General features: G+C 58.9%; 20 protein-coding genes. 10 read left to right on the forward strand and 10 right to left on the reverse strand.

Annotated features, from left to right (window positions below):
- The first annotated feature begins 119 nt into the window (after positions 1–119).
- The 3 genes from ABVR31_RS22505 to ABVR31_RS22515 all read left to right on the forward strand — a co-directional run bounded on the left by ABVR31_RS22505 (position 120) and on the right by ABVR31_RS22515 (position 3,281).
- Positions 120–1,034: an alpha/beta fold hydrolase gene (locus tag ABVR31_RS22505; protein ID WP_150059076.1), complete on the forward strand. Its 915-nt coding sequence runs from the start codon at positions 120–122 to the stop codon at positions 1,032–1,034.
- A gap of 131 nt (positions 1,035–1,165) precedes the next feature.
- Positions 1,166–1,636 carry a TetR/AcrR family transcriptional regulator gene (locus ABVR31_RS22510; protein WP_372774708.1) on the forward strand — a complete coding sequence of 157 codons (471 nt, stop codon included), beginning with the start codon at positions 1,166–1,168 and terminating at the stop codon, positions 1,634–1,636.
- Between the two features lie 172 nt (positions 1,637–1,808).
- The gene (locus ABVR31_RS22515; RefSeq protein WP_372774710.1) at positions 1,809–3,281 is read left to right on the forward strand and encodes an MFS transporter; all 1,473 of its coding nucleotides are present in this window, start codon (positions 1,809–1,811) and stop codon (positions 3,279–3,281) included.
- 55 nt (positions 3,282–3,336) lie between these two features.
- Here ABVR31_RS22515 and ABVR31_RS22520 read toward each other — a convergent pair whose 3' ends face one another.
- Positions 3,337–5,517, reverse strand: a complete 2,181-nt coding sequence (locus ABVR31_RS22520) for a TonB-dependent siderophore receptor (protein WP_288422392.1) — start codon at positions 5,515–5,517, stop codon at positions 3,337–3,339.
- Positions 5,518–6,009: 492 nt separating this feature from the next.
- On the opposite strand from ABVR31_RS22520, the gene ABVR31_RS22525 reads away from it, so the two are divergent.
- The 4 genes from ABVR31_RS22525 to ABVR31_RS22540 are packed head-to-tail and all read left to right on the forward strand — an operon-like array spanning position 6,010 to position 10,927.
- Positions 6,010–6,906 carry an ABC transporter substrate-binding protein gene (locus ABVR31_RS22525; RefSeq protein ID WP_021509534.1) on the forward strand — a complete coding sequence of 299 codons (897 nt, stop codon included), beginning with the start codon at positions 6,010–6,012 and terminating at the stop codon, positions 6,904–6,906.
- Entirely contained in the window at positions 6,903–7,826 is a 924-nt protein-coding gene (locus ABVR31_RS22530; protein WP_021509533.1) for an amino acid ABC transporter permease, read from the forward strand. The genes ABVR31_RS22525 and ABVR31_RS22530 overlap by 4 nt, the downstream gene beginning before the upstream one ends.
- Entirely contained in the window at positions 7,819–8,580 is a 762-nt protein-coding gene (locus tag ABVR31_RS22535) for an amino acid ABC transporter ATP-binding protein (RefSeq protein ID WP_058758829.1), read from the forward strand. The genes ABVR31_RS22530 and ABVR31_RS22535 overlap by 8 nt, the downstream gene beginning before the upstream one ends.
- 34 nt (positions 8,581–8,614) lie before the next feature.
- Positions 8,615–10,927 carry a molybdopterin-dependent oxidoreductase gene (locus ABVR31_RS22540; protein ID WP_372774763.1) on the forward strand — a complete coding sequence of 771 codons (2,313 nt, stop codon included), beginning with the start codon at positions 8,615–8,617 and terminating at the stop codon, positions 10,925–10,927.
- On the opposite strand, the gene ABVR31_RS22545 is transcribed toward ABVR31_RS22540, so the two are convergent.
- Complete coding sequence (locus ABVR31_RS22545) at positions 10,920–12,251, reverse strand: aspartate aminotransferase family protein (protein ID WP_372774712.1); 1,332 nt, start codon at positions 12,249–12,251, stop codon at positions 10,920–10,922. The genes ABVR31_RS22540 and ABVR31_RS22545 overlap by 8 nt on opposite strands.
- Before the next feature lie 99 nt (positions 12,252–12,350).
- Here ABVR31_RS22545 and ABVR31_RS22550 point away from each other — a divergent pair, with 99 nt between their 5' ends.
- Positions 12,351–13,268: a LysR family transcriptional regulator gene (locus ABVR31_RS22550; protein WP_264444535.1), complete on the forward strand. Its 918-nt coding sequence runs from the start codon at positions 12,351–12,353 to the stop codon at positions 13,266–13,268.
- 175 nt (positions 13,269–13,443) lie between these two features.
- Here the strand turns inward: ABVR31_RS22550 and betA are convergent, their stop codons facing one another.
- The 3 genes from betA to betI are packed head-to-tail and all read right to left on the reverse strand — an operon-like array spanning position 13,444 to position 17,231.
- Positions 13,444–15,123 carry a choline dehydrogenase gene (betA, locus tag ABVR31_RS22555; RefSeq protein ID WP_058770535.1) on the reverse strand — a complete coding sequence of 560 codons (1,680 nt, stop codon included), beginning with the start codon at positions 15,121–15,123 and terminating at the stop codon, positions 13,444–13,446.
- A gap of 25 nt (positions 15,124–15,148) precedes the next feature.
- Complete coding sequence (betB, locus tag ABVR31_RS22560) at positions 15,149–16,621, reverse strand: betaine-aldehyde dehydrogenase (RefSeq protein WP_127834840.1); 1,473 nt, start codon at positions 16,619–16,621, stop codon at positions 15,149–15,151.
- A 13-nt stretch (positions 16,622–16,634) separates the two neighbouring features.
- Positions 16,635–17,231, reverse strand: coding sequence for a transcriptional regulator BetI (gene betI / locus ABVR31_RS22565; protein WP_058758824.1), 597 nt, complete (start codon positions 17,229–17,231; stop codon positions 16,635–16,637).
- A 241-nt stretch (positions 17,232–17,472) separates the two neighbouring features.
- On the opposite strand from betI, the gene ABVR31_RS22570 reads away from it, so the two are divergent.
- Together ABVR31_RS22570 and ABVR31_RS22575 are read left to right on the forward strand one after the other, a co-directional pair.
- Positions 17,473–19,503, forward strand: a complete 2,031-nt coding sequence (locus tag ABVR31_RS22570) for a choline transporter (RefSeq protein ID WP_021509525.1) — start codon at positions 17,473–17,475, stop codon at positions 19,501–19,503.
- A gap of 105 nt (positions 19,504–19,608) precedes the next feature.
- Positions 19,609–20,565 carry a UV damage endonuclease UvsE gene (locus tag ABVR31_RS22575; RefSeq protein WP_058758822.1) on the forward strand — a complete coding sequence of 319 codons (957 nt, stop codon included), beginning with the start codon at positions 19,609–19,611 and terminating at the stop codon, positions 20,563–20,565.
- 8 nt (positions 20,566–20,573) lie between these two features.
- Here the strand turns inward: ABVR31_RS22575 and ABVR31_RS22580 are convergent, their stop codons facing one another.
- The 5 genes from ABVR31_RS22580 to ascB form a co-directional block, all read right to left on the reverse strand.
- Positions 20,574–21,047 (reverse strand): OmpA family protein, encoded by a 474-nt coding sequence (locus ABVR31_RS22580; protein WP_150059070.1) that lies wholly within the window; start codon positions 21,045–21,047, stop codon positions 20,574–20,576.
- Positions 21,044–22,258 carry a diguanylate cyclase domain-containing protein gene (locus ABVR31_RS22585; RefSeq protein WP_372774716.1) on the reverse strand — a complete coding sequence of 405 codons (1,215 nt, stop codon included), beginning with the start codon at positions 22,256–22,258 and terminating at the stop codon, positions 21,044–21,046. The genes ABVR31_RS22580 and ABVR31_RS22585 overlap by 4 nt, the downstream gene beginning before the upstream one ends.
- Before the next feature lies 1 nt (position 22,259).
- The gene (locus ABVR31_RS22590; RefSeq protein ID WP_058770540.1) at positions 22,260–22,823 is read right to left on the reverse strand and encodes a YfiR family protein; all 564 of its coding nucleotides are present in this window, start codon (positions 22,821–22,823) and stop codon (positions 22,260–22,262) included.
- 130 nt (positions 22,824–22,953) lie between these two features.
- Positions 22,954–23,130: a hypothetical protein gene (locus ABVR31_RS22595; protein WP_372774718.1), complete on the reverse strand. Its 177-nt coding sequence runs from the start codon at positions 23,128–23,130 to the stop codon at positions 22,954–22,956.
- A 17-nt stretch (positions 23,131–23,147) separates the two neighbouring features.
- On the reverse strand, positions 23,148–24,106 hold a 959-nt coding region (ascB, locus tag ABVR31_RS22600), incomplete at its 5' end, for a 6-phospho-beta-glucosidase (protein WP_372774720.1).

A 24,106-nucleotide genomic window follows, 5' to 3' on the forward strand; every position in this document is an offset into this window, starting at 1 on the left:
GGCTGTCGTTAATATTAAGGAAATAAACATTTCCTTAATGAGTCCGCGTTAACGGCGCGGTAGCGCAGAATCGCATCCAATAAGGAAACGATCTTTACCAAAATAACCGGAGAACGCTTATGTCACTGCCTGCCCTGGACGCCGCGCCGCGCTGGTCACAGCCCGTCAATAACCTGCCGCAATTTAACCATGCTTACGCCACGGTCGCGGGCGTGCGGCTGCACTACGTCAGCGGCGGCAATGTGCAGGGGCCAACGCTGGTTCTGCTGGCGGGCTTTCCGCAGAGCTGGTTTGCCTGGCGTAAGGTGATGGCGCAGCTGGCGGCAGACTATTTCATCATTGCGCCGGATCTGCCCGGACAGGGCGACTCCGACAAGCCTGCCAGCGGTTATGACACCACCTCGCTGGCGCACAGCGTGCAGGGATTGTTGCAGCAGTTAGGGGTTGAGCGTTACTACCTGGCCGCGCATGACGTGGGTGCCTGGGTTGCCTGGCCGCTGGCGATGCTGCACGGTGATGCCATCAGCAAGCTGGCGCTGCTGGATGCCGGCATTCCCGGCGTGACGCTGCCGGATGCGCTGCCTGCGACGCCGGACAAAGCCTGGAAAACCTGGCACTTTGCTTTTCACCTGTTGCCGGATCTGCCGGAAGCGCTGATCGCCGGTCGTGAAGCGCTCTATCTGCAGTGGTTTTTGCAGCGCAAAGCAGCCAGCCCGATGGTGTTTGGTGACGAAGAGATGGCGGAATATGTGCGGCTGCTGCAGCAAAACGGCGCGCTGCGCGCCGGCATGGCGGCGTACCGTGAGGTCAGCACCTCAGCGGAGCAGAATCGTCAGTTGTTGCAAACCCGGGGAAAACTGGCGATCCCGCTGCTGGCGGTGAGCGCCGATCAGGGCTCAATTGCCGATATGGCACAGCCGCTGCGCACTTTTGCGGCCGACGTCAGCGGGATTCGCCTCGCGCACTGTGGTCACTTTATCCCGGATGAGCAACCGCAGGCGCTGGCCGACGCGTTACGTCAGTTTTTTGTGTAACGCATCACTTAACCCTGATTATCCATGCGTAAGCGACCGCGCCGTGAAGGGGCTGCGGCTGACTTGCAATAGCCACTGCATTGCAGCTAAGATAGGAACCAGTTGGTTTATAATTACAGGGGAGGGCAGTGATGAAGAACCTGACCGTCATCGGTCGCCCGCGCGAGTTCGAGCTGGAAGAGGCGGCGCGCAGCGCCATGCACGTTTTCTGGGATCGCGGCTATGAAGCGGCGTCGCTACCGGATTTGATCGCCGGAACCGGTTTATCGCGCGGCAGTCTCTACAAGGCGTTCGGCGATAAAAAAGGGCTGCTGCTGGCCGCGCTGGATATCTACATGACCGAAGGCCTGAAAGCCACCTCGGATATTCTGGCGCAGCCCGGCGCGGTTAAAGCGGCGATTCGCGCCTCACTGCTGCGTTATGCCGCGCTCTCCAGCGGTGAGAAAGGGCGGCGCGGTTGTCTGGTGGTGTCGCTTACCACCGAGATGGCCGCGCATGATGAACAGATTGCCGAACGCACGGGGCGCATGTTCCGGCGTTTGCAGCAGCTGTATGCGGCAACACTGGTGCGCGGTCAGCTGAGCGGAACTGCCCGAGCGTGATGAGCAGGTGCTGGCCCGCTTACTGGTTTGCCAGATTGAAGGGATGCGCATCCTCGGTAAAACCGGGGCAACGGAAGCAGAAATGAACGCCGTAGTGGACTGCACGATGCGTCTGCTCGACTAATTTTTTTATCCATATTGGAACCAATCGGTTCCTTAGTGAGGTGTTGTGATGTCCGATCCGCACGCGTTAAATCCCGAGCCACGCCGCTGGGCGATGTTTATCGTCCTGCTGACAGGCGCATTTTTACCCCCGCTGGACTTCTTTATTGTCAATGTGGCGCTGCCGTCGATTCAGAGCGACTTGGCCACGTCCGGCTCGGCGGAGCAATTTGTCATCTCGTCCTATGCCGGGTTTTATGCCGTCACGCTGATCACCGGCGGTCGCCTCGGCGATCTGTTTGGCCGCGGGCGCATGTTCTTCGTTGGCCTGACGGGTTTTGCGGCGGCTTCTGCGCTGTGTGGCTTTGCCTGGTCACCGGGTGCGCTGATCGCTGGCCGCGTGCTGCAGGGCATCACTGCAGCGATTATGGCACCGCAGGCGCTGGCCTCGATTCAGGCGATTTTCCCGGAGGCGGAGAAATCGCGCGCGCTGAGCCTGTACGGCGCGGTATTTGGTCTGGCCTCGGTGATCGGTCAGGCGCTGGGCGGCATCCTGATCTCACTCAACCTGTTCAATAGCGGCTGGCGCGCCATTTTCCTGGTCAATCTGCCGGTGGCGCTGCTGGTGGTGTTGTTTGGCATCCCGTTGATTAAAGAGACGCGAGCTCAGCACGCGCGCAAGCTGGATTTTGGCGGAATGGGACTGTCGATGATGACGCTGGGTCTGCTGATCGTGCCGCTGATTGAAGGACGGGAAGCGGGCTGGCCGCTGTGGGCCTGGCTATCGCTGCTGCTGGTGCCGGTGCTGGGCACTCTGTTCTGGCGCTATGAAAGCCGGCTGGCAAAGCAGGGCGGCGATCCGCTGATCGACCCGGCGATTTTCAGCGTGCCGGGGCTGGGGCTGTCCCTGCTGCTGGCGCTGCTGTTCTACTCGATTGGCGTATTCTTCCTGCTGTTCTCGATCTATTTACAGGGCGCGCTGCATCAGGGCGTACTGAGCGCCGGGCTGATCTTTCTGCCCTTTGGTGCGGGTTTTCTGCTGGGACCGTTATCCACGCCTTCTGCGCGACGGCTGATTGGGCCTTACGTTAACGCCACTGGGATGGTGCTGGAAGTGGTCGGCCTGCTGGGCCTGGCGTGGCTGATGGCCAGCACGCCGGTTGGGATGTCACCAGCGGCGCTGCCGCTGGCTCTGGGACTGTTTGTGGTGGGGTTTGGCCAGGGGCTGGCGCTGCCGACGCTGATGCACATCGTCACCGGACGCGTGGCACCCGCCTGGGCCGGGATGATTGCCGGTATCGCCAGCTCCACCTTGCAACTGAGCACGGCGCTGAGCGTGGCCATTATCGGCGGGATCTTTTATGCCGTGCTGGGCACGGGCAAGGGGCCGGGAGAGATTACCCATGCCTTCAACGTGGCGATAGTGTGTATGTCGTTCTGCCTGGCGGCCGGCGCGCTGCTGAGCATCCGGCTAGCGCGCAGGCCTGCCGCACAGACGGCGGTGCTTAAAACACGCGGGAGTTCCAACGCGTTGCGGGACTGATGGTTGAAGACTGGGTGTGATCACCCCCATCACTTTACCCGATGGCGTCCATTCCTCAGAACGACATCGTGACACCGGCGTACCAGGCGCGGCCCGGTTCGTTATAGGTCGATGCCCCGGCATTTTCGCGATAAACGCGCTTGTCAAACAGGTTGTTGATACCGGCGTTGGCGCTCAGGTTTTTAGTGATGTCGTAGTTGAGGTTCAGTCCGACAATGGAATACGGGCTGATTTCACGCTGCGACAGACCACGGCTGGCCTCGAGGCTGGTTTCCGCATACTGACGTGGCTTCTGCCGCCCGTATTGCGTCCAGTTGATGTTGGCGCTGAGCGCCTCGGTCGCCTGCCATTCCAGCTGCGAATTGATGGTGAATTCCGGAATTACCGTCAGCGGGTTGCCGGTTTTTTTGCTCTCCGAGCGGAACATATAGGTGGCATTGGTGCGCCACTCCAGCGTGTCGGCGATCAGCGGGATGCTCAGATTGCCTTCCAGCCCTTCGACGATCGCTTTGCCGCCGTTTTCCCAGCGCAGCAGGTTATACGAGCCGGTTGAAGCCACCGGCGTGGTGCCGGAGATGATTTTGTTTTTGTAATCATTGCGGAACCAGGTGATGCCCGCGACATAGCCCTGATGACTGAATTCAATGCCCACTTCTTTATTCACACTGATCTCGGGATCAAGGTCTTTGCTGCCCAGCAGGTAACAGCGTGACAGGCCAATCGGACAACCGTTGCCGCGCGTCGACAGGATGTAGCCCTCAGTGGACTGATACAGGTTTGGCGCTTTAAAGGCACGCGCAATACCGGCTTTCAGCGTGAAGTAATCACCGAGGCCCTGCGACAGGTTGAGGCTCGGGCTCCAGTTAGCGCCAAACTGATCGTGATAGTCGAAGCGCAGGCCGGGGATCACTTCGGTGGAGTCGGTGGCGGCGATGTTGTCTTCGAAATAGAGCGAGCTGATGGTGGCGCTGTTTTTACTGTCACGCTGCGAACCGTCGCTGGAAACGCCGCCGAAATCGACGCCCGGTGCGCTGGTGGCCTGTACCGATGCCGGATCGTTAAGCTCATCGCGATTCCACTCAGCACCCAGCGTAACGGTTTGATCGACCAGCAGCTGCAGCGGGAAATTGATCTCGCCGCCGGCGCGATAGCTCTCCAGCCGGCTGGTAGCGTACGTATCGCTGTTGATCATCCCTTCGGTGCTGCCGCCGGAGCCTTCTTTCAGGCGGGTGTTATTGGTTTTCTCATAGCTAAAGTTGAGCTTAGAGGTGCCCCAGTCCCAGATGCCGTTGTGCACCACTCCATAGTTCTGGCGATACAGGCGGTTGGTTTCGCTGCCGTACAGCGCTTCCACCAGTCCGTTGGCGCTGGCATTGCTGTTGCTGTTTTGCGTGTCGCCGGCATAAATATTGCCCTGGCGACTGTAGCCATAGCTGAAATCGACAATCTGCGTCGGGGTGATTTTCCACGACAGCACGCCATTAATGTCTTTGTTACGCACCCCTTCGCGTCCGGCGGCGTAAGCGCCATTTTGCGCGGTATTGATGTCGAAGGCGTCGGCATCCGTTTTGTTCAGGTTGCCGTACAGCCGCATGGTGAGTGCCTCACCGGCCAGCGGACCGCTGACGTTGAAGTTCGCGCGGCGGGTGGCGCCTTCCTTGTCATCTTCTGGCTGGTTGGTGAACAGCGACAGCGAGCCGTGCCAGTCATTGGTCGGGCGTTTGGTAATAATGTTGACCACACCGCCGGCGGCACCGGAGCCATAACGGGCAGCGGCCGGACCGCGTATCACCTCAATGCGTTCCACCATTTCCGGTGGTACCCAGTTGGTATCCCCGCGTGAGTCGCGCTCACCGCGCCAGCTGTAACGCACCGAGTTACGGGAGGTGACCGGCACGCCATCGATCAGCACCAAAGTGTTTTCCGGGCCCATGCCGCGAATGTCGATCTGGCGATTATTACCGCGGCTGCCGCTGGCGCCGTTACCGGTGAGGTTAACGCCGGGCATTTTGCGGATGATGTCCGCGAGGTCGTTAACGGGCGGACTTTTTTTGATGTCTTCAGCGGTAATGGTGGAAACCCCCGGCTGCTGCTTCAGCTCCTGCTCTGCCGTCACAATCATCGACTCATCGTCGGCCAGCTTCTCCGTGGGTTCAGCGGCAAACACCGGTGAGGTTAACAGGCCTGCCAGGCACAGTGCGACCGGACGCTTTTTGCCACATACAGTTACATTCACTTATATCATCTCCCTGATGCGTTAACATTTGTAAGCAAATGCGCATGATAATGAGAATGGTTTGCATTGTATATTGGTGTGCAACTTCTTTACATTCCTGCGTAAATCGCCTCACCGTGCCGCTTTTTTGTCAGTTTTTGTCAAGAGGGCAACATAGTGGCTTAGACAGGAACGTTATGGCTAATAAGCAAATCATCCAGCGTGGCAGGATAAGCAGGTGCCTGATTTGCGGTAACAATCTGATTTTTGCGCGACGACAGGGCCGCGTTCAGGCCAGCAAAGAACCCTATTGCCGGATTTCGGCAATAGATATCTGTTTTTCGCATTTGTGATCGCTGCCTATCTTCCAGAGAATGGCTGCGGGACGTTTAGAGGATGACAATCCTTTGCGCCGCGCGGCTTTACGCGACATGGGCAAAGGGAAAAATACATCGCTACCTCGACGCCTTTTCCCTGCCGGGAAACATTTTAAATATCAGGAGAAAGGTTCCAGTGAAATTTGCAAAAGGTATCACCCTTTTCGCACTCGCTCTCAGTGCGCACACCGCGTTTGCCGCCGAACAATCCGTCCCAACCGACAGCTCACTGCATGTTCAGGCTGATGCCGCGCTGAAAAGCCTGGTGCCCGCCGACGTGGCGAAGCGCGGCTATATTGTGGCAGGAACCAACCCCAACACGCCGCCCACCACCTTCTATAAAGAAGACAACAAAACGCTGGCCGGCCGTGAAATTGACATCATGAACGCGGTCGGTGAGCGTCTCGGCATTCAGGTGCAGTGGCGTGACACCGGCGGCTTCGACAACATCATTCCGGGACTGAAAACCGGCCGCTACGATGTGGCCTTGTCCAACATCAACGCCACGCCGGCGCGCGCCAAAATTATCGACTTCGTGAGTTACTACGACGCCAGCCGTCTCGGCATTATTTCGCGGAAAGACGCCAACGTCGCGCCGTTCAAAACCCTCGACGAGGTGTGCGGTAAAGAAGTCGGCGCCGGTTCCGGCACCACCCAGGTGACCCGTCTGGAAGAGGCCAGCAAAGCCTGTGAAGCGGCCGGGAAAAAACCGATTAAAGTGTCAGTGTTCCCGGATCGCCCGGCGGGTGTTCAGGCCGTGGTCAGCGGGCGTGTGCCGATGTTCCTCGGCCCGTACGAAGGCCTGCTGTGGCAGGTGAAAGTGATCAAACCGCTGACCATGAGCGGCGAAATCACCGTGCATGATGCGCCGGTATCGGTCGCCTTCCCGAAAGATTCCGCGCTTGAACCTGCCGTACAGGCAGCGCTGAACTCGCTGATTAAAGATGGCAGCTACCAGAAGATCCTGGATAACTGGGGCATCGGCTTTGGCGCGGTTAAAGAGTCAAAACGTAATCAGGATATCTTTCAATGAGTGACTTTCACGACCACACCGACGATCTGAAAATCGTCGGTAAACGCTACTACGGACGCTGGCTCAGTGCGCTGGTGGTGCTGTTGTGCGTGGTGGCGATGGCGCATTCGATGATCAACAATCCGCGCTTCGAATGGGGCGTGATTGCGGAAAACTTCACCGGCGAGTCAATCCTGCAGGGCGTGCTGATGACGCTGCAGCTGACAGCGATTTCGGTGGTGCTGGGCTTCGCCTTTGGCACGGTGCTGGCGCTGATGCGCCTGTCATCCAACCCGGTGCTGGTCGGCGTCAGCTGGTTCTATACCTGGTTTTTCCGCGGCGTGCCGATGCTGGTACAGCTGTTCCTGTGGTACAACATCGCGGCGCTGTACCCGACCATTTCGCTGTCGCTGCCGGGTCTGGGTGAGATCTGGAGTACCCAGTCTAATGCGCTGGTCAGTCCGTTCAGCGCGGCGGTGATCGCGCTGGTAATGCATCAGTCTGCCTATGCGGCTGAGATCGTGCGCGCCGGGATTCAGAGCGTTGGCAACGGCCAGCTGGAAGCCGCCCGTGCACTGGGTTACCGTCCGGCGCAGATTTTCCGTCATACCGTACTGCCGCAGGCGATGCGCGCCATCATGCCGCCGGCCGGTAACGAAATCATCGGCCAGCTGAAAACCACGGCGGTGGTATCGGTGATCTCCCTGCAGGATGTGCTGTTTTCGGCGCAGATCATCTATCAGCGCACCTATGAAGTGATCCCGCTGCTGCTGGTGGCGACGCTGTGGTATCTGCTGATGACCTCGGTACTGTCGGTTGGTCAGTTCTACGTCGAGCGCTACTTTGGCCGTGGCGTCACGCGCCGCGAAAAGCGCAGTTTACTCAAGTCGCTGCCCGGTTTCTCCGCGCCTAAAGCCGAAAGGAGCGTAAGCAATGGCTGAAGCGATCGCCTTACGTAAGGTGACCAAACGTTTTTCCGGCGTCACCATTCTGGATGAAGTTAATCTTGATATCCCGGCTGGCTCGGTGACGGTGATCCTCGGACCGTCCGGCTCAGGCAAATCGACGCTGCTGCGCTGCATCAACCATCTGGAAAAACTGGATGGTGGCACGATTCGTATCGGTGGCGAGATCATTGGTTACAAGCAGAAAGGCCAGGCACTGCACGAGCTGAGCAGCAGCGAGATTGCGCGTCAGCGTGCCGAAATCGGCATGGTGTTTCAGCAGTTCAACCTGTTCCCGCACCGCACCGTACTGCAAAACATTGTCGATGCGCCGATGCGGGTGAAAAAACAGAGCCGCCAGCAGGCGACCAGCAAAGCGCTGTCGCTGCTTAAGCAGGTGGGGCTGGCCGGGCGCGAAGAAGAGTGGCCGCAGAATCTTTCCGGTGGTCAGCAGCAGCGTGTGGCGATCGCCCGGGCGCTGGCGATGGATCCCGGCGTGATGCTGTTTGATGAGCCCACGTCTGCGCTCGATCCGGAACTGGTGGGTGAAGTGCTGCAGGTGATCAAACAGCTGGCGCACTCCGGCATCACCATGGTGATCGTGACGCACGAGATCGGTTTTGCGCGCGAGGTGGCCGATAACATCGTGTTTATGGAAGGCGGGCGGATTGTGGCGGCGGGGCCGACGCAGCAGGTGCTCGACGATCCGGAAAACGGACGGGTAAGAAACTTTATTGCAACGGTGCTGTAAGCACCGTTTTTCATTTTTGACTCCAGGAAGCATGATGACGCAAAAACCGGTGATGCACAGCGCCCACTGGGGTGCTTTTACTGCCCGCCAGCAGGGCGAACGGCTGACCATCGAACCGTTTCACGGCGATCCCGATCCCAGCCCGCTGCTGCAAAACTTTCACAATGTCCTGCATCATCCGGCGCGCGTGGCGCAACCGATGGTGCGCCGTGGCTGGCTGGAAAACGGGCCCGGCGCGGATCCGCGTCGCGGTAATGACGACTATGTGGCGGTGAGCTGGGAGCAGGCTTACACGCTGGTGGCGCGCGAACTGCAGCGCGTCGGTGACGCGTATGGGCCGGAAGGTATTTTTGGTGGCTCATATGGCTGGTCAAGTGCCGGCCGTTTTCATCACGCGCAGAGCCAGGTGCACCGCTTTCTTAACACGGTGATGGGTGGCTATGTGCGCTCGGTGAACAGCTACAGTTCCGGCTCGGCTTCGGTGCTGTTACCGCATATCGTCGGCGACATGAATGAGATCGCCCGCCGCGGCGTCAGCTGGGAAGAGATCGCCCGGCATAGCGAGATCGTGCTGGCGTTCGGCGGCCTGGCGCTGAAAAACTCGCAGGTGGCAAGCGGTGGTCTGAGCGAACACACCGAACGCGGCTTTATGCAGCAGGCGGCAGAGCGCGGCGCACGCTTTATTTCGGTGAGCCCGTTGCAGAGCGATCTGCCCGATGAGGCGCAGGGAGAGTGGCTGGCGCTGCGCCCCGGTACCGATGCGGCCTTCATTCTCGGTCTGCTGTCGGTGCTGATTGACGAGCAGCACACCGATGAGGCTTTCCTCGCGCGTTACACCGTCGGCTGGCCGCAAATGGTCGCCTATATTCGCGGTGAAGAGGACGGTACGCGACGCGACGCGCAGTGGGCGGCTGAGATTTGTGGCGTCAGCGCGGCAACAATCACCGATTTTGCCCGCCAGCTGCACGGCAAGCGCGTGCTGGTTACCGTGGCGCACGCGTTGCAGCGCGCGGAACACGGTGAGCAACCGGTATGGCTGGGGCTGGTGCTGGCGGCCGCGCTGGGCCAGCCGGGGCTGCCGGGCGGAGGATACACCTATGCGCTCGGCGCGCTCGGCCATTACGGGAAGCATCATAATCTGGTGAGTTTCCCGGCGCTGCCGCAGGGTAAGAACGGTATTGACCGGCTGATTCCGGTGGCGCGTATCGCCGATATGCTGCTGCATCCCGGCACGCAATTTGATTACAACGGCCGGCGTCTGACCTATCCGCATATCCGTCTGGCCTACTGGGCGGGCGGCAATCCGTTCCATCATCATCAGGATCTGGCGCGGCTGCGGCAGGCGTTTTGCCAGCTGGATACGCTGATTGTGCACGAGACCGCATGGACCGCCAGCGCGCGCCATGCGGATATCGTGCTGCCTGCCACCATGACGCTGGAGCGTGAAGATATCGGCGGTGCGCCGACCGATCGTCATCTGTTTGCCATGCAGCCGGTGGCGCAACCTTACGCGCAGGCGCAGGACGACTACACCATTTTTGCTGAACTGGCACGTCGTTTAGGCCGTGAAGAGGCGTTCACCGAAGGACGCGACGCCCGCGGCTGGCTGCGCCATCACTATGCGCAGCTGCAGGAAAAACTGGCCGCGCATCAGGTGACGATTCCTGACTTCGATCAGTTCTGGCTGCAGGGCGTGATTGAACTGCCGCAGTTGAAAGATGGCGGGCGGATGATCAATGCGTTTCGGGCCGATCCGGCGGCGGCACCGCTACCGACACCGAGCGGCAAAATCGAAATCTTTTCCGCCACCATCGCCAGCTTTGGCTATGAAAATTGCCCCGGCCATCCGGTGTGGCGCGCGCCGCAGCAGCAGCCGGATGCGGAACATCCGCTGTGGTTGATCGCGAATCAGCCGGCCACGCGTCTGCACAGCCAGCTGGATTTTGGTGACTACAGCCTGAGCGGCAAACGCGAAGGACGTGAGGTGTGCAGCCTGCATCCGCACGATGCCGAAGCGCGCTGCATTACCGACGGCGACATTATCGAGTTGTACAATCAGCGCGGTCACGTGCTGGCCAGCGCTCGCGTCACCGAAAGCATTATGCCGGGTGTGGTGCAGCTGCCGACCGGCGCCTGGTACGATCCGGTCGATCCCACCGCGCTGCGACCGCTGTGTCGCCACGGCAATCCGAATGTGCTGACGCTGGATATCGGCACTTCATCGCTGGCGCAGGGCTGTAGCGGACAAATCACCGTGGTGCAGCTGCGCAAATACCGCGGCGAACTGACGCCGGTGCAGGCATTTATTCCGCCGCAGCCGGTCAGCTACAGCACTGAGATTATCTGAGGCCGTGCAGGGCTTCGCCTACCGCATCAAATAGCCGGTCCAGTTCGGCCGGCTGGGTATCAAACATCGGGCCGAACTGCAGCGTATCGCCGCCAAAGCGGACGTAAAAGCCGGCTTTCCACAGCGCCATGCCCGCTTCAAACGGCCGCACGGTCGCGTCACCTTCACGGGGTGCCAGTTGAATGGCACCGACCAGCCCGCAGTTGCGGATATCCACCACCTGCGGACAATCGCGCAGCCCGTGCAGCGCGCGTTCAAAATGCGGTGCCAGTTCGGCCGACTGGCTAATCAGCGCCTCGTTTTCCAGCACGTCCAGCGTTGCCAGTGCGGCCGCGCAGGCCACCGGATGCGCCGAATAGGTGTAGCCGTGCGCAAACTCAACCGCGTGCTGCGGCAGCGGCTGAGACATAAAGGTGTGATAGATTTCACTGCTGGCCACCACGCCACCCAGCGGAATGGCACCGTTGGTAATCTGTTTGGCGAAGTTGAGCAGATCCGGTGTGACGCCAAAATACTCCGCGCCGCTCCAGCGTCCCATGCGGCCAAAGCCGGTGATTACCTCGTCAAAAATCAGCAAAATATCGTGCTGCGTACAGATCTCACGCAGGCGCTGCAGGTAGCCGTGCGGCGGAATAATCGCGCCGGCGGATCCGGACAGCGGTTCAACAATCAGCGCGGCAATATTCGAAGCATCATGCAGTTCAATCAGCTTCAGCATCTCATCCGCCAGCGCCTCGCCCCCCGTGGCGGGCTGGCCGGGGGTGAACGCCAGCTCTGGCTGCAGCGTATGCGGCAGGTGATCAACCTCCAGCAGCTGACCAAAGGCCTTACGGTTGCCGCCGATTCCTCCAAGGCTGGTGCCGCCAATGTTCACGCCGTGATAGCCGCGCGCGCGACCAATCAGCCGGGTTTTATTGGGCTGGCCTTTGGCCCGCCACCAGGCGCGCGCCATTTTCACCGCAGTATCCGCCGACTCCGACCCCGAACCGGTAAAGAAGACGTGGTTGAGATGGCCGGGCATCAGGCTGGCGATGCGCTCGGCCAGCTGAAACGACAGCGGGTGGCCATACTGAAAGCCCGGCGAGTAATCCAGCGTACCGAGTTGCTGCGCGACCGCCTGCTGGATTTCACGGCGCGTGTGGCCCGCGCCGCAGGTCCATAAACCGGACAGACTGTCGAAAATCTGGCGGCCGTCGCCATCGGTCAGCCAGTGGCCGTGCGCGGCGACAATAAAACGGGGATCCTGCTGAAAATAGCGGTTAGCAGTGAACGGCATCCAGTGCACCTGTAAATTCAGGTCGGCGGTATTGATCGGCTGTGACATCGGGTTTTCTCCGGCGGGTAATAAGCAGAGTTTGCAATCCGCCGCCGGTTAAGTTAAATGCTAATTAACTTGTCTTCACTTATGGATTTACTCACCTGAATGAAAAAGAAAACGCTGGCCCAGGTGACCGACTTCGACCTCAGACTGCTGCGCGTTTTCAAAACCGTCAGCGAGTGCGGCAGCTTTTCCGCCGCCGAAAGCCTGCTTGGCATTACGCGCTCGGCCATCAGCCTGCATATGAGCGATCTGGAAAAACGGCTGGGCATGCGCCTGTGCCAGCGCGGTCGCGCCGGGTTTGCGCTCACTGAGGAAGGGCGTGAAATTTTACGACACAGCGAGACCATGATGGCGGCGGTGGAAGATTTTCGCCAGCAGGTGAACCAGATGCATCAGCAGCTGCGCGGAGAGTTCAACATCGGCATCATCAATAATCTGGTGACGCAGCCGCGCATGCGTCTCACCCATGCACTGGCGGCGCTGCGGGAGAGCGGGGCAGGGATCCGTATCAACATCAGTATGTTAACCGCGGCGGATATCGAGCGAGGTCTGCTGGAAGGACGCCTGCACGTAGGCGCGCTGCCGATGGCGGCGCCGGTCTCCGGGCTGGCGTACGCACAGCTGTATGATGAACATGCGCAGCTCTATTGCAGCCACGCGCACCCGCTGTTTAACCAGGCGGAGCGGCCGGAACACCACGCGCTGGCGGCCTGCGATGCGATAGCGCCGCTGTTTCGCATGCCGGCGGAGGCGATTGCGCTGCACCAGCAGCTGAACTGTAGCGCCACTGCTTCCGATCGCGAAGGGATCGCATTTCTCATTCTCACCGGGCGCTATATCGGTTTCCTGCCGGACCACTACGCCGCGCAGTGGGTGGAGAAAAAGCAGATGCGCGCCCTTGCGCCGCAGCAGTTCCATTACCACAGTCAAATCGCGCTCGTTACGCGCCAGGGCCCGCGTCACAACGCCATCCTGCAACGCTTTTTGCAGGCGCTGGCGCTGGACGAGCCCGGCGCTTAGCGGAGGCGCTAAGGTATTCTAGTTACAACATACTGTTAGTTTGCTACATCAACCCGGGCGCCAGCACCGTACGGCGTAAAGTCTGACAGGCATTGGTGGCAGACAGGTATGGAGAGAGAGAATAGGGCGAAAAAAAGGGGAGAACCGTACGTTCTCCCCCTGAGACATCACTGCTTTATGCGCGCTGCGGCTCGCCGCGCACCGGGCGATCGCCCGCCACGAAGTAGTCCGCTTCGCTGCGCGGCAGCGGCTGGCGACCACGAATGTTGTCGGCGATCTTCTCGCCAATCATGATGGTGGTGGCGTTCAGGTTACCGGTGATGATCAGCGGCATAATTGAGGCGTCGACCACGCGCAGCCCCTGCAGGCCGTGTACGCGACCTTCGCCATCCACAACCGCCATCTCATCGCTGCCCATTTTACAGGTGCCGCACGGATGGTAAGCGGTCTCAGCATGGTTGCGCACAAACTCATCCAGCTGCTCGTCGCTCTGGCACTCCAGCCCCGGACTGATCTCTTTGCCGCGATACTTATCCAGCGCCGGCTGGTTGATGATTTGCCGCGTGATGCGGATGGCATCGCGGAACTCATGCCAGTCCTGCTCGTGCGCCATGTAGTTAAACAGAATCGCCGGATGCCGGCGCGGATCGCGCGACTTAATGCGCACGTGACCGCGGCTTGGCGAACGCATCGAACCGACGTGACACTGGAAACCGTGCGCTTCTACCGCATTCGAGCCGTTGTAGTTAATCGCCACCGGCAGGAAGTGGTACTGAATGTTGGGCCAGGCAAACTCTTCCCGGCTGCGGATAAAGCCACCGCCTTCAAACTGGTTGCTGGCGCCGATACCGGTGCCTTTGAATAGCCACTCGGCACCAATTTTCGGCTGATTCCACCACTTCAGGGCCGGATAGAGCGATACCGGCTCTTTGCACTCGTACTGCAGGTACATCTCCAGATGATCCTGCAGGTTTTCACCGACGCCCGGCAGATCATGCACCAGCGGGATATCGTGCTGCTTCAGCAATGCCGCCGCGCCAACGCCGGAGCGCTGCAGAATCTGCGGCGAGGCGATAGCACCGGCGCACAGCAGCACTTCACGCCGCGCATGCACGGTGTGCGACGTATCGCTGGCGCCGTGCAGATACTGCACGCCGACCGCGCGTTTGCCCTCGAACAGAATACGATCGGTGGTGGCGTGGGTGATGATTTTCAGGTTCGGACGCTGTTTTGCCGTATCCAGATAACCGCGCGCGGTGCTGGAGCGGCGGCCCTGCGGCGTCACGAAACGGTCCATCGGACCAAATCCTTCCTGCTGATAACCGTTGAGATCGTCGGTACGCGGATAGCCTGCCTGCACGCCGGCTTCAATCATCGCGGCGAACAGCGGGTTGTTGCCAGGCTTACAGGTGGTGATGCTCACCGGGCCTTCGCCACCGTGATAATCATTAGCACCGATATCGCGCGTTTCCGACTTGCGGTAGTAGGGCAGGCAGTCGCGGTAAGTCCAGTTTTCCAGTCCCGGCTGCTGCGCCCAGTTGTCGAGATCCATGGCGTTACCGCGGATGTAGCACATGCCGTTGATCAGCGACGAACCGCCCAGCCCTTTACCGCGTCCGCACTCCATGCGGCGGTTATTCATGTGTGGCTCAGGCTCGGTTTCGTACGCCCAGTTGTAGCGTTTGCCCTGTAACGGCCAGGCCAGCGCCGCCGGCATTTGCGTGCGGAAATCAAAGCGGTAATCGGGACCGCCGGCCTCCAGCAGCAGGACGTTCACGCTACTGTCTTCGGTCAGTCTTGTTGCCAAAACGTTCCCTGCGGATCCGGCTCCGATAATGATGTAATCAAATTCCATTAGTCGCTCCTCAGGTTAAGCTTGATTAAAATACCGACTGAAAACGGGTCAGTTCGACCTGCACAGACTTCACCTGGGTGTAGCTCTGCAGCGTCATCAGGCCGTTCTCGCGGCCAATGCCGGAGTGCTTGTAACCGCCCACCGGCATTTCAGCGGCGGATTCACCCCAGGTGTTGATCCAGCAAATGCCCGCTTCAATCTGGTGAATGACGCGGTGCGCGCGATTCAGATCCCGGGTGACCAGACCTGCCGCCAGGCCGTATTCGGTGGCATTGGCGCGGCGCACCACTTCTTCCTCGGTGTCGTAGGTCAGGATCGACATCACCGGTCCGAAAATCTCTTCGCGTACGATGGTCATCTCATCACGGCAATCGGTGAACACGGTCGGTTCTACCCAGGCACCGTTATCAAACGCCGCGCCGCTCAGACGTTTACCGCCGCACAGCAGGCGCGCGCCTTCGCTGATGCCGGATTCGATATAGCGCAACACATTGTCTCGATGCGGGAAGCTGACCAGCGGGCCGAAGTTGGTGGCCGGATCGTTGACATCGCCAGCTTTGATGCGCGCCACGCGTTCAGCGATTTTGGCCTCAAACGCCTGCTGCAACGCCGTCGGAACAAATACGCGCGTGCCGTTGGTGCACACCTGGCCGGAGCTGTAGAAGTTCGCCATCATGGCGATGTCGGCGGCGAGATCGAGGTCGGCATCGTCAAACACGATCAGCGGCGATTTGCCGCCCAGCTCCATGGTCACCTCTTTCAGCGTGGAGCCGGCCGCGTTGGCCATCACTTTTTTGCCGCTGGCCACGCCTCCGGTGAAGGAGATTTTGTCGATGCCCGGATGGTCGGTCAGCAGCTGACCGGTCACCGCGCCGCGCCCATTCAGCACGTTGAACACGCCATCCGGTACGCCGGCTTCGCTGTAGATTTCTGCCAGCTTCAGCGCGCTCAGCGGCGTCACTTCGCTGGGTTTAAAGATCATCGCGTTACCAGCCGCCAGCGCCGGTGCAGATTTCCACAGCGCGATCTGAATCGGATAGTTCCATGCGCCAATCCCGGCGACCACGCCAAGCGGTTCGCGGCGCGTATAGACGAAGGAGGTATCACGCAGCGGGATCTGCTGGCCTTCCAGCGCCGGAATCAGTCCGGCGTAGTACTCCAGCACATCGGCACCGGTAACAATGTCCACCGCCTGGGTTTCACTCAGCGGTTTACCGGTGTCGAGGGTTTCCAGCGCCGCCAGCTCATCGTTACGCTCGCGCAGGATATCCACCGCACGGCGCAGGATGCGTGAGCGCTCCATCGCCGTCATGGCCGCCCAGATTTTCTGGCCTTTTTGCGCGGCGGCGACCGCGCGATCGACATCCGCCTGCGCGGCTTCATGGACCTCGGCCAGCACTTCGCCATTGGCCGGGTTGATAGTCTGGAATGTATCGCCCGCTGCTGCGGCAACGTATTGACCATCAATGTATAAATGCTGCTCGGTGAATCGGGACATGGTTGCTCCTTCCTCAGTGATTCGCGGCGCCAGCCAGCTGCTGGCGAATGAATTGGGTGGTGAGCGTTCTGGCAATCGCCAGATCAAACGGTTTGCCGCTCAGCGCGGCGCGCAGCCACAGGCCATCAATCAGCGAGGCCAGACCGTGCGCGGCCAGCCGCGCCTGCTCACGCGGCAGCTCGCGGCGAAACTCGGCAGCGAGCGTGGAAAACAGGCGACGGCTGCTGACGCGTTCCAGGCGACCCAGCTGCGGCTGATGCATGCTGCTGGCCCAGAAGTCCAGCCACGCTTTCATCGCCGCGCTGTGTACCTGGGTGTCGTCGAAGTTACCTTCGACAATCGCCAGCAGGCGCGCTTCGGTGCCGGCTCCCGCCAGCGGTTTCAGTCGCGCCGCCACCGCATCACGCAGCTGACGCGTCACGTCGCGCATGGTGGCTTCCAGCAAACCGTTTTTGTCTTTGAAGTAGTGGCTGATGATGCCGGTCGAGACGCCGGCGCGCCGCGCAATCTGCGCAATGGTCGCGTCATTGATCCCGACTTCGTTAATGGTACTCAGGGTCGCATCAATCAGTTGCCGACGACGTATCGGCTGCATTCCCACCTTTGGCATGACTCCAGCTCCACCGCAATGTAAGAACCCTATTAAAACTTTTTTTGATTGCACGTTCAATATAAAAAAGAAACTTGTTAGGATACTGTGCTTCGGTTGTTATAAAAGCGCAACGGGATGGTGAATGCTGAACCGTGCCGAACAATCAGGAGGGGAAACAGGAGAACGATACCGATAAGGCCGATCGCTACGGCCCTGCTACTTCATTGAATAATTACAGGAAATTAACCAGAGGTAACCGATGATTAATCCACCTGCCAGTGAAAAAGACAGAATCAATCCCGTGGTGTTTTACACCTCTGCCGGACTGATTCTGACATTTTCACTTGTCACCATTTTGTACAGCGATCTCGCTGCCGGCTGGATCCAGAGCGCCGTCAACTGGGTATCGTCCACCTTTGGCTGGTACTACATGCTGGCCGCTACGCTGTATATCGTCTTCGTCATCTATATGGCCTGTTCACGCTACGGTGCCATCAAGCTGGGCCCGGAGCAGTCCAAACCCGAATTCAGTCTGCTGAGCTGGTCGGCGATGCTGTTTGCCGCCGGCATCGGCATCGATTTGATGTTCTTTTCGGTGGCGGAACCGGTCACCCAGTATATGCAGCCGCCGGAAGGCGCCGGGCAGACCCTGGAAGCGGCGCGTCAGGCGATGGTGTGGACGCTGTTTCACTACGGTCTGACCGGCTGGTCGATGTATGCGCTGATGGGCATCGCGCTCGGCTACTTCAGCTACCGCTATAATCTGCCGCTCACCATTCGCTCCGCGCTCTATCCGATCTTCGGCAAACGCATTAACGGCCCGATTGGCCACACGGTGGATATCGCGGCGGTGATCGGTACCATTTTTGGTATCGCCACCACGCTGGGTATCGGCGTGGTACAGCTCAACTACGGGCTGAAAGTGTTATTTGATGTGCCGGAAGGGCTGACGGCGCAGATGGCGTTGATTGTACTGTCGGTGGTGATCGCCACCATTTCGGTGACCTCGGGCGTGGATAAAGGCATCCGCATCCTGTCGGAGCTGAATGTCGCGCTGGCGCTTGGTCTGATTCTGTTTGTGCTGTTTATGGGCAAGACGGATTTCCTGCTCAACGCGCTGGTGCTGAACGTCGGTGATTACATCAACCGCTTTATGGGCATGACACTCAACACCTTTGCGTTTGATCGTCCGACGCAGTGGATGAATAGCTGGACGCTGTTTTTCTGGGCGTGGTGGGTGGCGTGGTCGCCGTTTGTCGGCCTGTTCCTCGCCCGTATTTCCCGTGGCCGCACCATCCGTGAGTTTGTGCTCGGCACGCTGATTATCCCGTTCACCTTCACGCTGCTGTGGCTGTCGGTGTTCGGTAACGCGGCGCTGTACGAGATCATCCACGGCGATGCCGGTTTTGCCCAGGAAGTGATGGCGCATGCCGAGCGCGGGTTCTACAGCCTGCTGGCGCAGTACCCGGCGTTTAAGTTCAGCGCCTCGGTCGCCACCATTACCGGCATGCTGTTTTATGTTACCTCGGCGGATTCCGGCTCGCTGGTGCTGGGGAACTTCACCTCGAAGCTGAAAGACATCAACAGCGATGCGCCAAACTGGCTGCGCATTTTCTGGTCGGTGGCGATTGGCGTGCTGACCATGGGCATGCTGATGACCAACGGCATCTCTGCGCTGCAAAACACCACGGTGATCATGGGCCTGCCGTTCAGCTTCGTAATTTTCTTTGTGATGGCAGGGCTGTATAAATCACTCAAAGTGGAAGATCACCGCCGCGCCAGCGCCAGCCGTGATACCGCGCCCTATATTCCGGCGAGCAATGACCGTCTGAGCTGGAAAAAGCGGCTGTCGCGCCTGATGAACTACCCGGGCACGCGCTATACCCAGCAGATGATGGAAACCGTGATCTATCCGGCAATGCAGGATGTCGCCAAAGAGCTGGAGCTGCGCGGCGGTCGCGTATCACTGGAGAGCGTTGCGCCGGAAGAGGGCCAGCCGCTGGGCTACCTTGATCTGCGCGTGCACCTCGGCGAGGAGCAGGATTTCGTCTATCAGGTGTGGCCGCAGCAGTACTCGGTGCCGGGCTTTACCTATCGCGCCCGCAGCGGTAAGTCGCACTATTACCGGCTGGAAACCTTCCTGCTAGAGGGCAGCCAGGGCAACGATTTGATGGACTACAACAAGGAGCAGGTGATCATCGACATTCTTGATCAGTACGAGCGTCACCTGAACTTTATCCATCTGCATCGTGAAGCGCCGGGCAGCAATATCACTTACCCGAGCGTGTAACAGTGCGGGCAGCCGTGCAAGGCGGCTGCCCGTTTAATCACGCGGCGTTCCTCGCATAATTGCCAGCGGCAGCTAGACTCACTAGCTGACCTGAAGGGGAACATAATGAAATTGGGTTTTGCGTGTAAGTACTTTGATTCTGAGGCTAAACAGCCATTTCCATTTAAAACCACCACCCGCACACGCTTTCTCGCTATGGAGCGTAACGCGGCGGCCACGCTGCTGCTGACACTGGCACAAAATAACCTGCAGAACCTCTCTCTGACGCTGGAACAGCTGGCGCAGCAGCCGGATGCGTTGCGCATGATGCGCATCGGCAGCGATCTGCTGCCGCTGTACACCGTGCCGCTGGCCACTGAACTGTATGGCGATATTCTGCCCGAGCTGCAGCCGCTGTTTAGCCGCTGCGGTGAATTGGCCCGCGCGCACAACATTCGGCTGTCGTTCCATCCCGGCCAGTATACGGTGCTGGCTTCGGATAATGATGACGTGGTGGATCGGGCGCTGGAGGATGTCGAGTACCACACGCTGTGCGCGGTACTGATGGGCTACGGCAGGCAGTTTCAGGATTTCAAAATCAACATCCACATGAACGGCAAACGCGGTATAGAGGGTTTTCGCGCGGCGTTTATGCGCCTCAGCCCGGAAGCCCGCAATATGCTGACGGTGGAAAATGACGAAATTTCCTGCTCGCTGGATGACGTCTTGCAGGCGCGTGCGCTGTGTCCGGTGGTACTGGATATTCACCATCACTGGGTGAAAGAGAATCAGTTTATTCAGGCCAGCGATGCGCGCGTGGCGCTGATTCTGGAGTCGTGGCGCGGTGTGCGGCCGGTGCTGCACTATTCGATCGCCCAGGAAGGGTTGATTCCGGAGAGCGGCTTTCCCGATCAGGAGCAACTCGCCGCCTCAAAGCCGAAGCTGCGCGCCCATTCTGACTACTATTTCAACCAGACGCTGAATGACTGGGCACTGTCGTTTGATCGCTTCGACATCATGTGCGAAGTCAAAATGAAGAACCTCGCGCGCGATCGCCTGTATGACTATGCGCAGACGCGCTGATTACCCGCTTACGGCGCCGTGATCACAATGGCGACGCGGCGATTTTGCGCCCGGCCCTGCGCAGTGTTATTGCTGGCGACCGGCGCGCTCATGCCCAGCCCGCGCGTCACGATGTTTTGTCGTGGAATCGCCGCGCCGGCGGCCCACTGATCGGCCACCGCGTTGGCGCGTTTCAGCGACAGCTGCTGGTTATAATCCGCTTTGCCGTAGTTATCGGTGTGGCCGTCAACGCGCAGATGTTCAATGCCGGTGGCGGCCAGGCTTTTCGCCATCTGCGCAATGCTGGCTTTGCTGGCGGGCGTCAGGTCAGATTCATTGATGCCAAACAGGATTTTATCGGACAGGCCCAGTCCCCAGCCTTCGGTGTTTTCGCTGAAGCCGGCGTCGCGCATCGCTTTAATCTGCGCGTCGCTAAAACGCCCGGTTGACTGACAGCCGACACAGGCCAGCACCATAACCAGCAAACATGATTTCAGTTTCATACGCTTACCTTACTCATTCCTTTGTTTTTATACATGTGCATATCGGCGCGCTCCAGAATCGACGCCACCGAATCGCCATGCTGCGACCAGGCGTAGCCGATGGTCACCGATGTGGTGATCTGCGTGCCTTCCGAAATCACAATCGATTGCGCGATTGCGGTACGAATATCTTCCGTCAGCTGCTGCAGATCGGCTTCTGAGGTGCGGCTGGTGATCAGCATGGCAAACTCGTCACCGCCCAGCCGCGCCACCAGATCGTCCTGATACGCCAGCGCGCTGAGGCGCGCCGCGATGGCCTTCAACACTTCATCACCGGCGGCATGGCCCCAGTTGTCGTTAATGCTCTTGAAGCGATCGCCGTCGAGAAACAGCAGCACAAAATTCTCATGCGCCAGCTGCTGATCCAGCAGCTGCGACAGGCGGCCAACAAACGCCGAGCGGTTGGCCAGTCCGGTTAACGGATCCTCCAGCGCTTTGGCCGCCAGTGAACGGTTATCGCGCAGCAGCGAGGCTTTTAGCGTCTGCATTTCACTCAGCAGCGAGTTGAGATCTTCAGAAAACAGCTGAAACTCTTTGGTCGGATTTTGCGGTACGCGCGTCGAGAAATCGCCAGAGCGAATCACGTAATGGATGGCGCTGGTGATATTGCGCAGCGAGCGCAAAATACCGCGATGCAGAAATTCACTCAGCAGGCAGGAAATCACCAGCACGCACAGCATACCGATGGATAAAATCATCACCGAATAGCGAATAAAATCGGCCGCACCGCTGACGGTGCCGGCCAGCATTAAATGGCCGACCTGGGTTTCGGCGTGATTAATTTCCACCGCCAGCGGCTGCTGATAGATCCAGCGACGCAGTAGCGTTTCATACCAGCCGCTCTCTTGCTGGCGATCGTGCCAGTCCACCAGTACGGTATTGCCCGCCGTGACCAGCTTCGCGGAGGCAAACATCCCTTCATTGCCGAGCAGGGCTATTTTGTTGCGGGCATCATAGCTGTCTTCAAATACCGTCGCGGCGGTCAGGCTGGTGCTGAGTGTGGCGGCAATGAGTTCGAGGTTTCTTTTCTCATAGCGTTTAATAAACAGTAAAGACGTCGATGTCAGCAGCAGCCAGCACAGCAGTAATATCACGGCGGCATTGACGGTGCTGATACGACGCAACTTATTGCGAATCGATGATTTATCTTTTTTTATGCTATCAAACTTCATCTTATTTGCTTCCTTTGCGGGACAGCAACAACACGTCCGGGCTCACTCTGACACCGCTGCGCGCCAGCGAGTCAAGGTTGACGGAAAATGCAGTGTGATCGCGGTTAAAGATCAGACAAAAGGCCGCGCCAACCGCACAGTCCGGGTTGTTTTCCGCGATGGACAGGACGGATTTACCCTGTAGCATCGCCAGCAGTTCAGTTTGCTGCTGCGGCGTCTGATCGCCGAAGTAAATGGCATCGCAGCGCTGGCGGCTGAGTTCGCTGGTCTGGTTAATCCACACCACGCTGAACGGCGTCGGGCCCTTAGGCTGCGCAAGGTGCTGTGCTGACGCGAATACGCACAGCTGTGGCGGCTGTGTTAACTGTGGCCAGTGGCTAAAACTGATGATGCCGCTGACGATGCGGTTAGCCTGATCGTCACGCTGAACCGCACTGTTTGCCGCCTGAGCAGCAGGAAAACAGAGGAGATAAATGAGAGAAAATACGGGAAGAAATGCGCGCAGGCCCTGCAATAAATAGAGCAGCTGGCTGTCGCCCTTCACCTTTAATTGTAGTTGTAACATAGCGCTATCTCTGAACAGCAACCGGGAAATAGTACCATCGCGCTGTACAAAAGAGTACCGCCGTACAGGCGCTGATACCGCGATCGGGCAGGGTAGAATAAATTCGTCAGGACCGGATTTAAATAGAGAGTTAAAAGAGGAATGAATAAAAACGCAGCAGAATAAGCGTATTAAGGCTGACTTCTGCCGGATATTCCCGCAGCAAAATTAGCAACGGCGCGATTTTTCGCAAAATGATTTGCCCGGCGCCGCCGGATATTGCCTTGGTGGCGTAATGGCCCTGAATTGAACAATCATTCAGCGCCATTCACCGCATTTTTTTAATTAAAAATCCAAATCCCGGCCGTTGCTGGCAATGACCCGCTGATACCACCAGAAGGATTTTTTGCGCAGCCGGTTGAGCGTGCCGTTGCCGTGGTCGTCGCGATCGACATAGACAAATCCGTAGCGTTTACTCATTTCACCGGTCGACGCCGCGACCAGATCGATGCAGCCCCAGGTGGTGTAGCCCATCACCGGCACGCCGTCAGCAATTGCTTCACCCATGGCGCGAATGTGCTGTTGCAGGTAGCTGATGCGGTAATCGTCTGCAATTTCCCCGCTGGCATTGATTTCATCGTGCGCGCCGAGACCGTTTTCCACCAGAAACAGCGGCTTCTGATAGCGGTCGTACATCATATTCATGGTGATGCGCAGGCCAAGGGGATCAATGCCCCAGCCCCAGGCGCTGCGCGCCAGATGCGGATTGGTCAGTGACTTCACCACGTTGGCGGCGCTGCTGTTCTGTTCATTCATCTCTGCCGATGCGCAGCGTGAGGCGTAATAGCTGAAGGAGATGAAATCGACGGTATGGCGCAGCAGTTCGCTATCGCCTTCCGCCATGACAATCTCCACGCCTTTCTCGCGGAATACCCGGGCGGCATAAGCGGGATAAGCGCCGCGCGCCTGAACGTCGATAAAGAATAAGTTCTCGCGATCTTTCTGTAACGCGGCCCACACATCTTCCGGCTTGCAGGACCACGGATAAAAGTTGCCGCCGGCCAGCATGCAGCCAATCTGATTCCGCGGATTGATCTCATGGGCGATTTTGGTTACCAGCGCGCTGGCGACCAGTTCATGATGCGCTGCCTGATATTTCACCTGTTCGTGATGTTCATCCGGCGCGAACACCAGACCGGCACCGGAGAACGGGCTGTGCAACAGGATATTGATCTCATTGAAGGTCAGCCAGTATTTCACCAGACCATCAAACGCTTCGAAGCAGGTACGGGCGTAGCGGGCGA

Source organism: Pantoea sp. WEP (assembly GCF_041678305.1).
Lineage (GTDB): Bacteria > Pseudomonadota > Gammaproteobacteria > Enterobacterales > Enterobacteriaceae > Pantoea > Pantoea dispersa.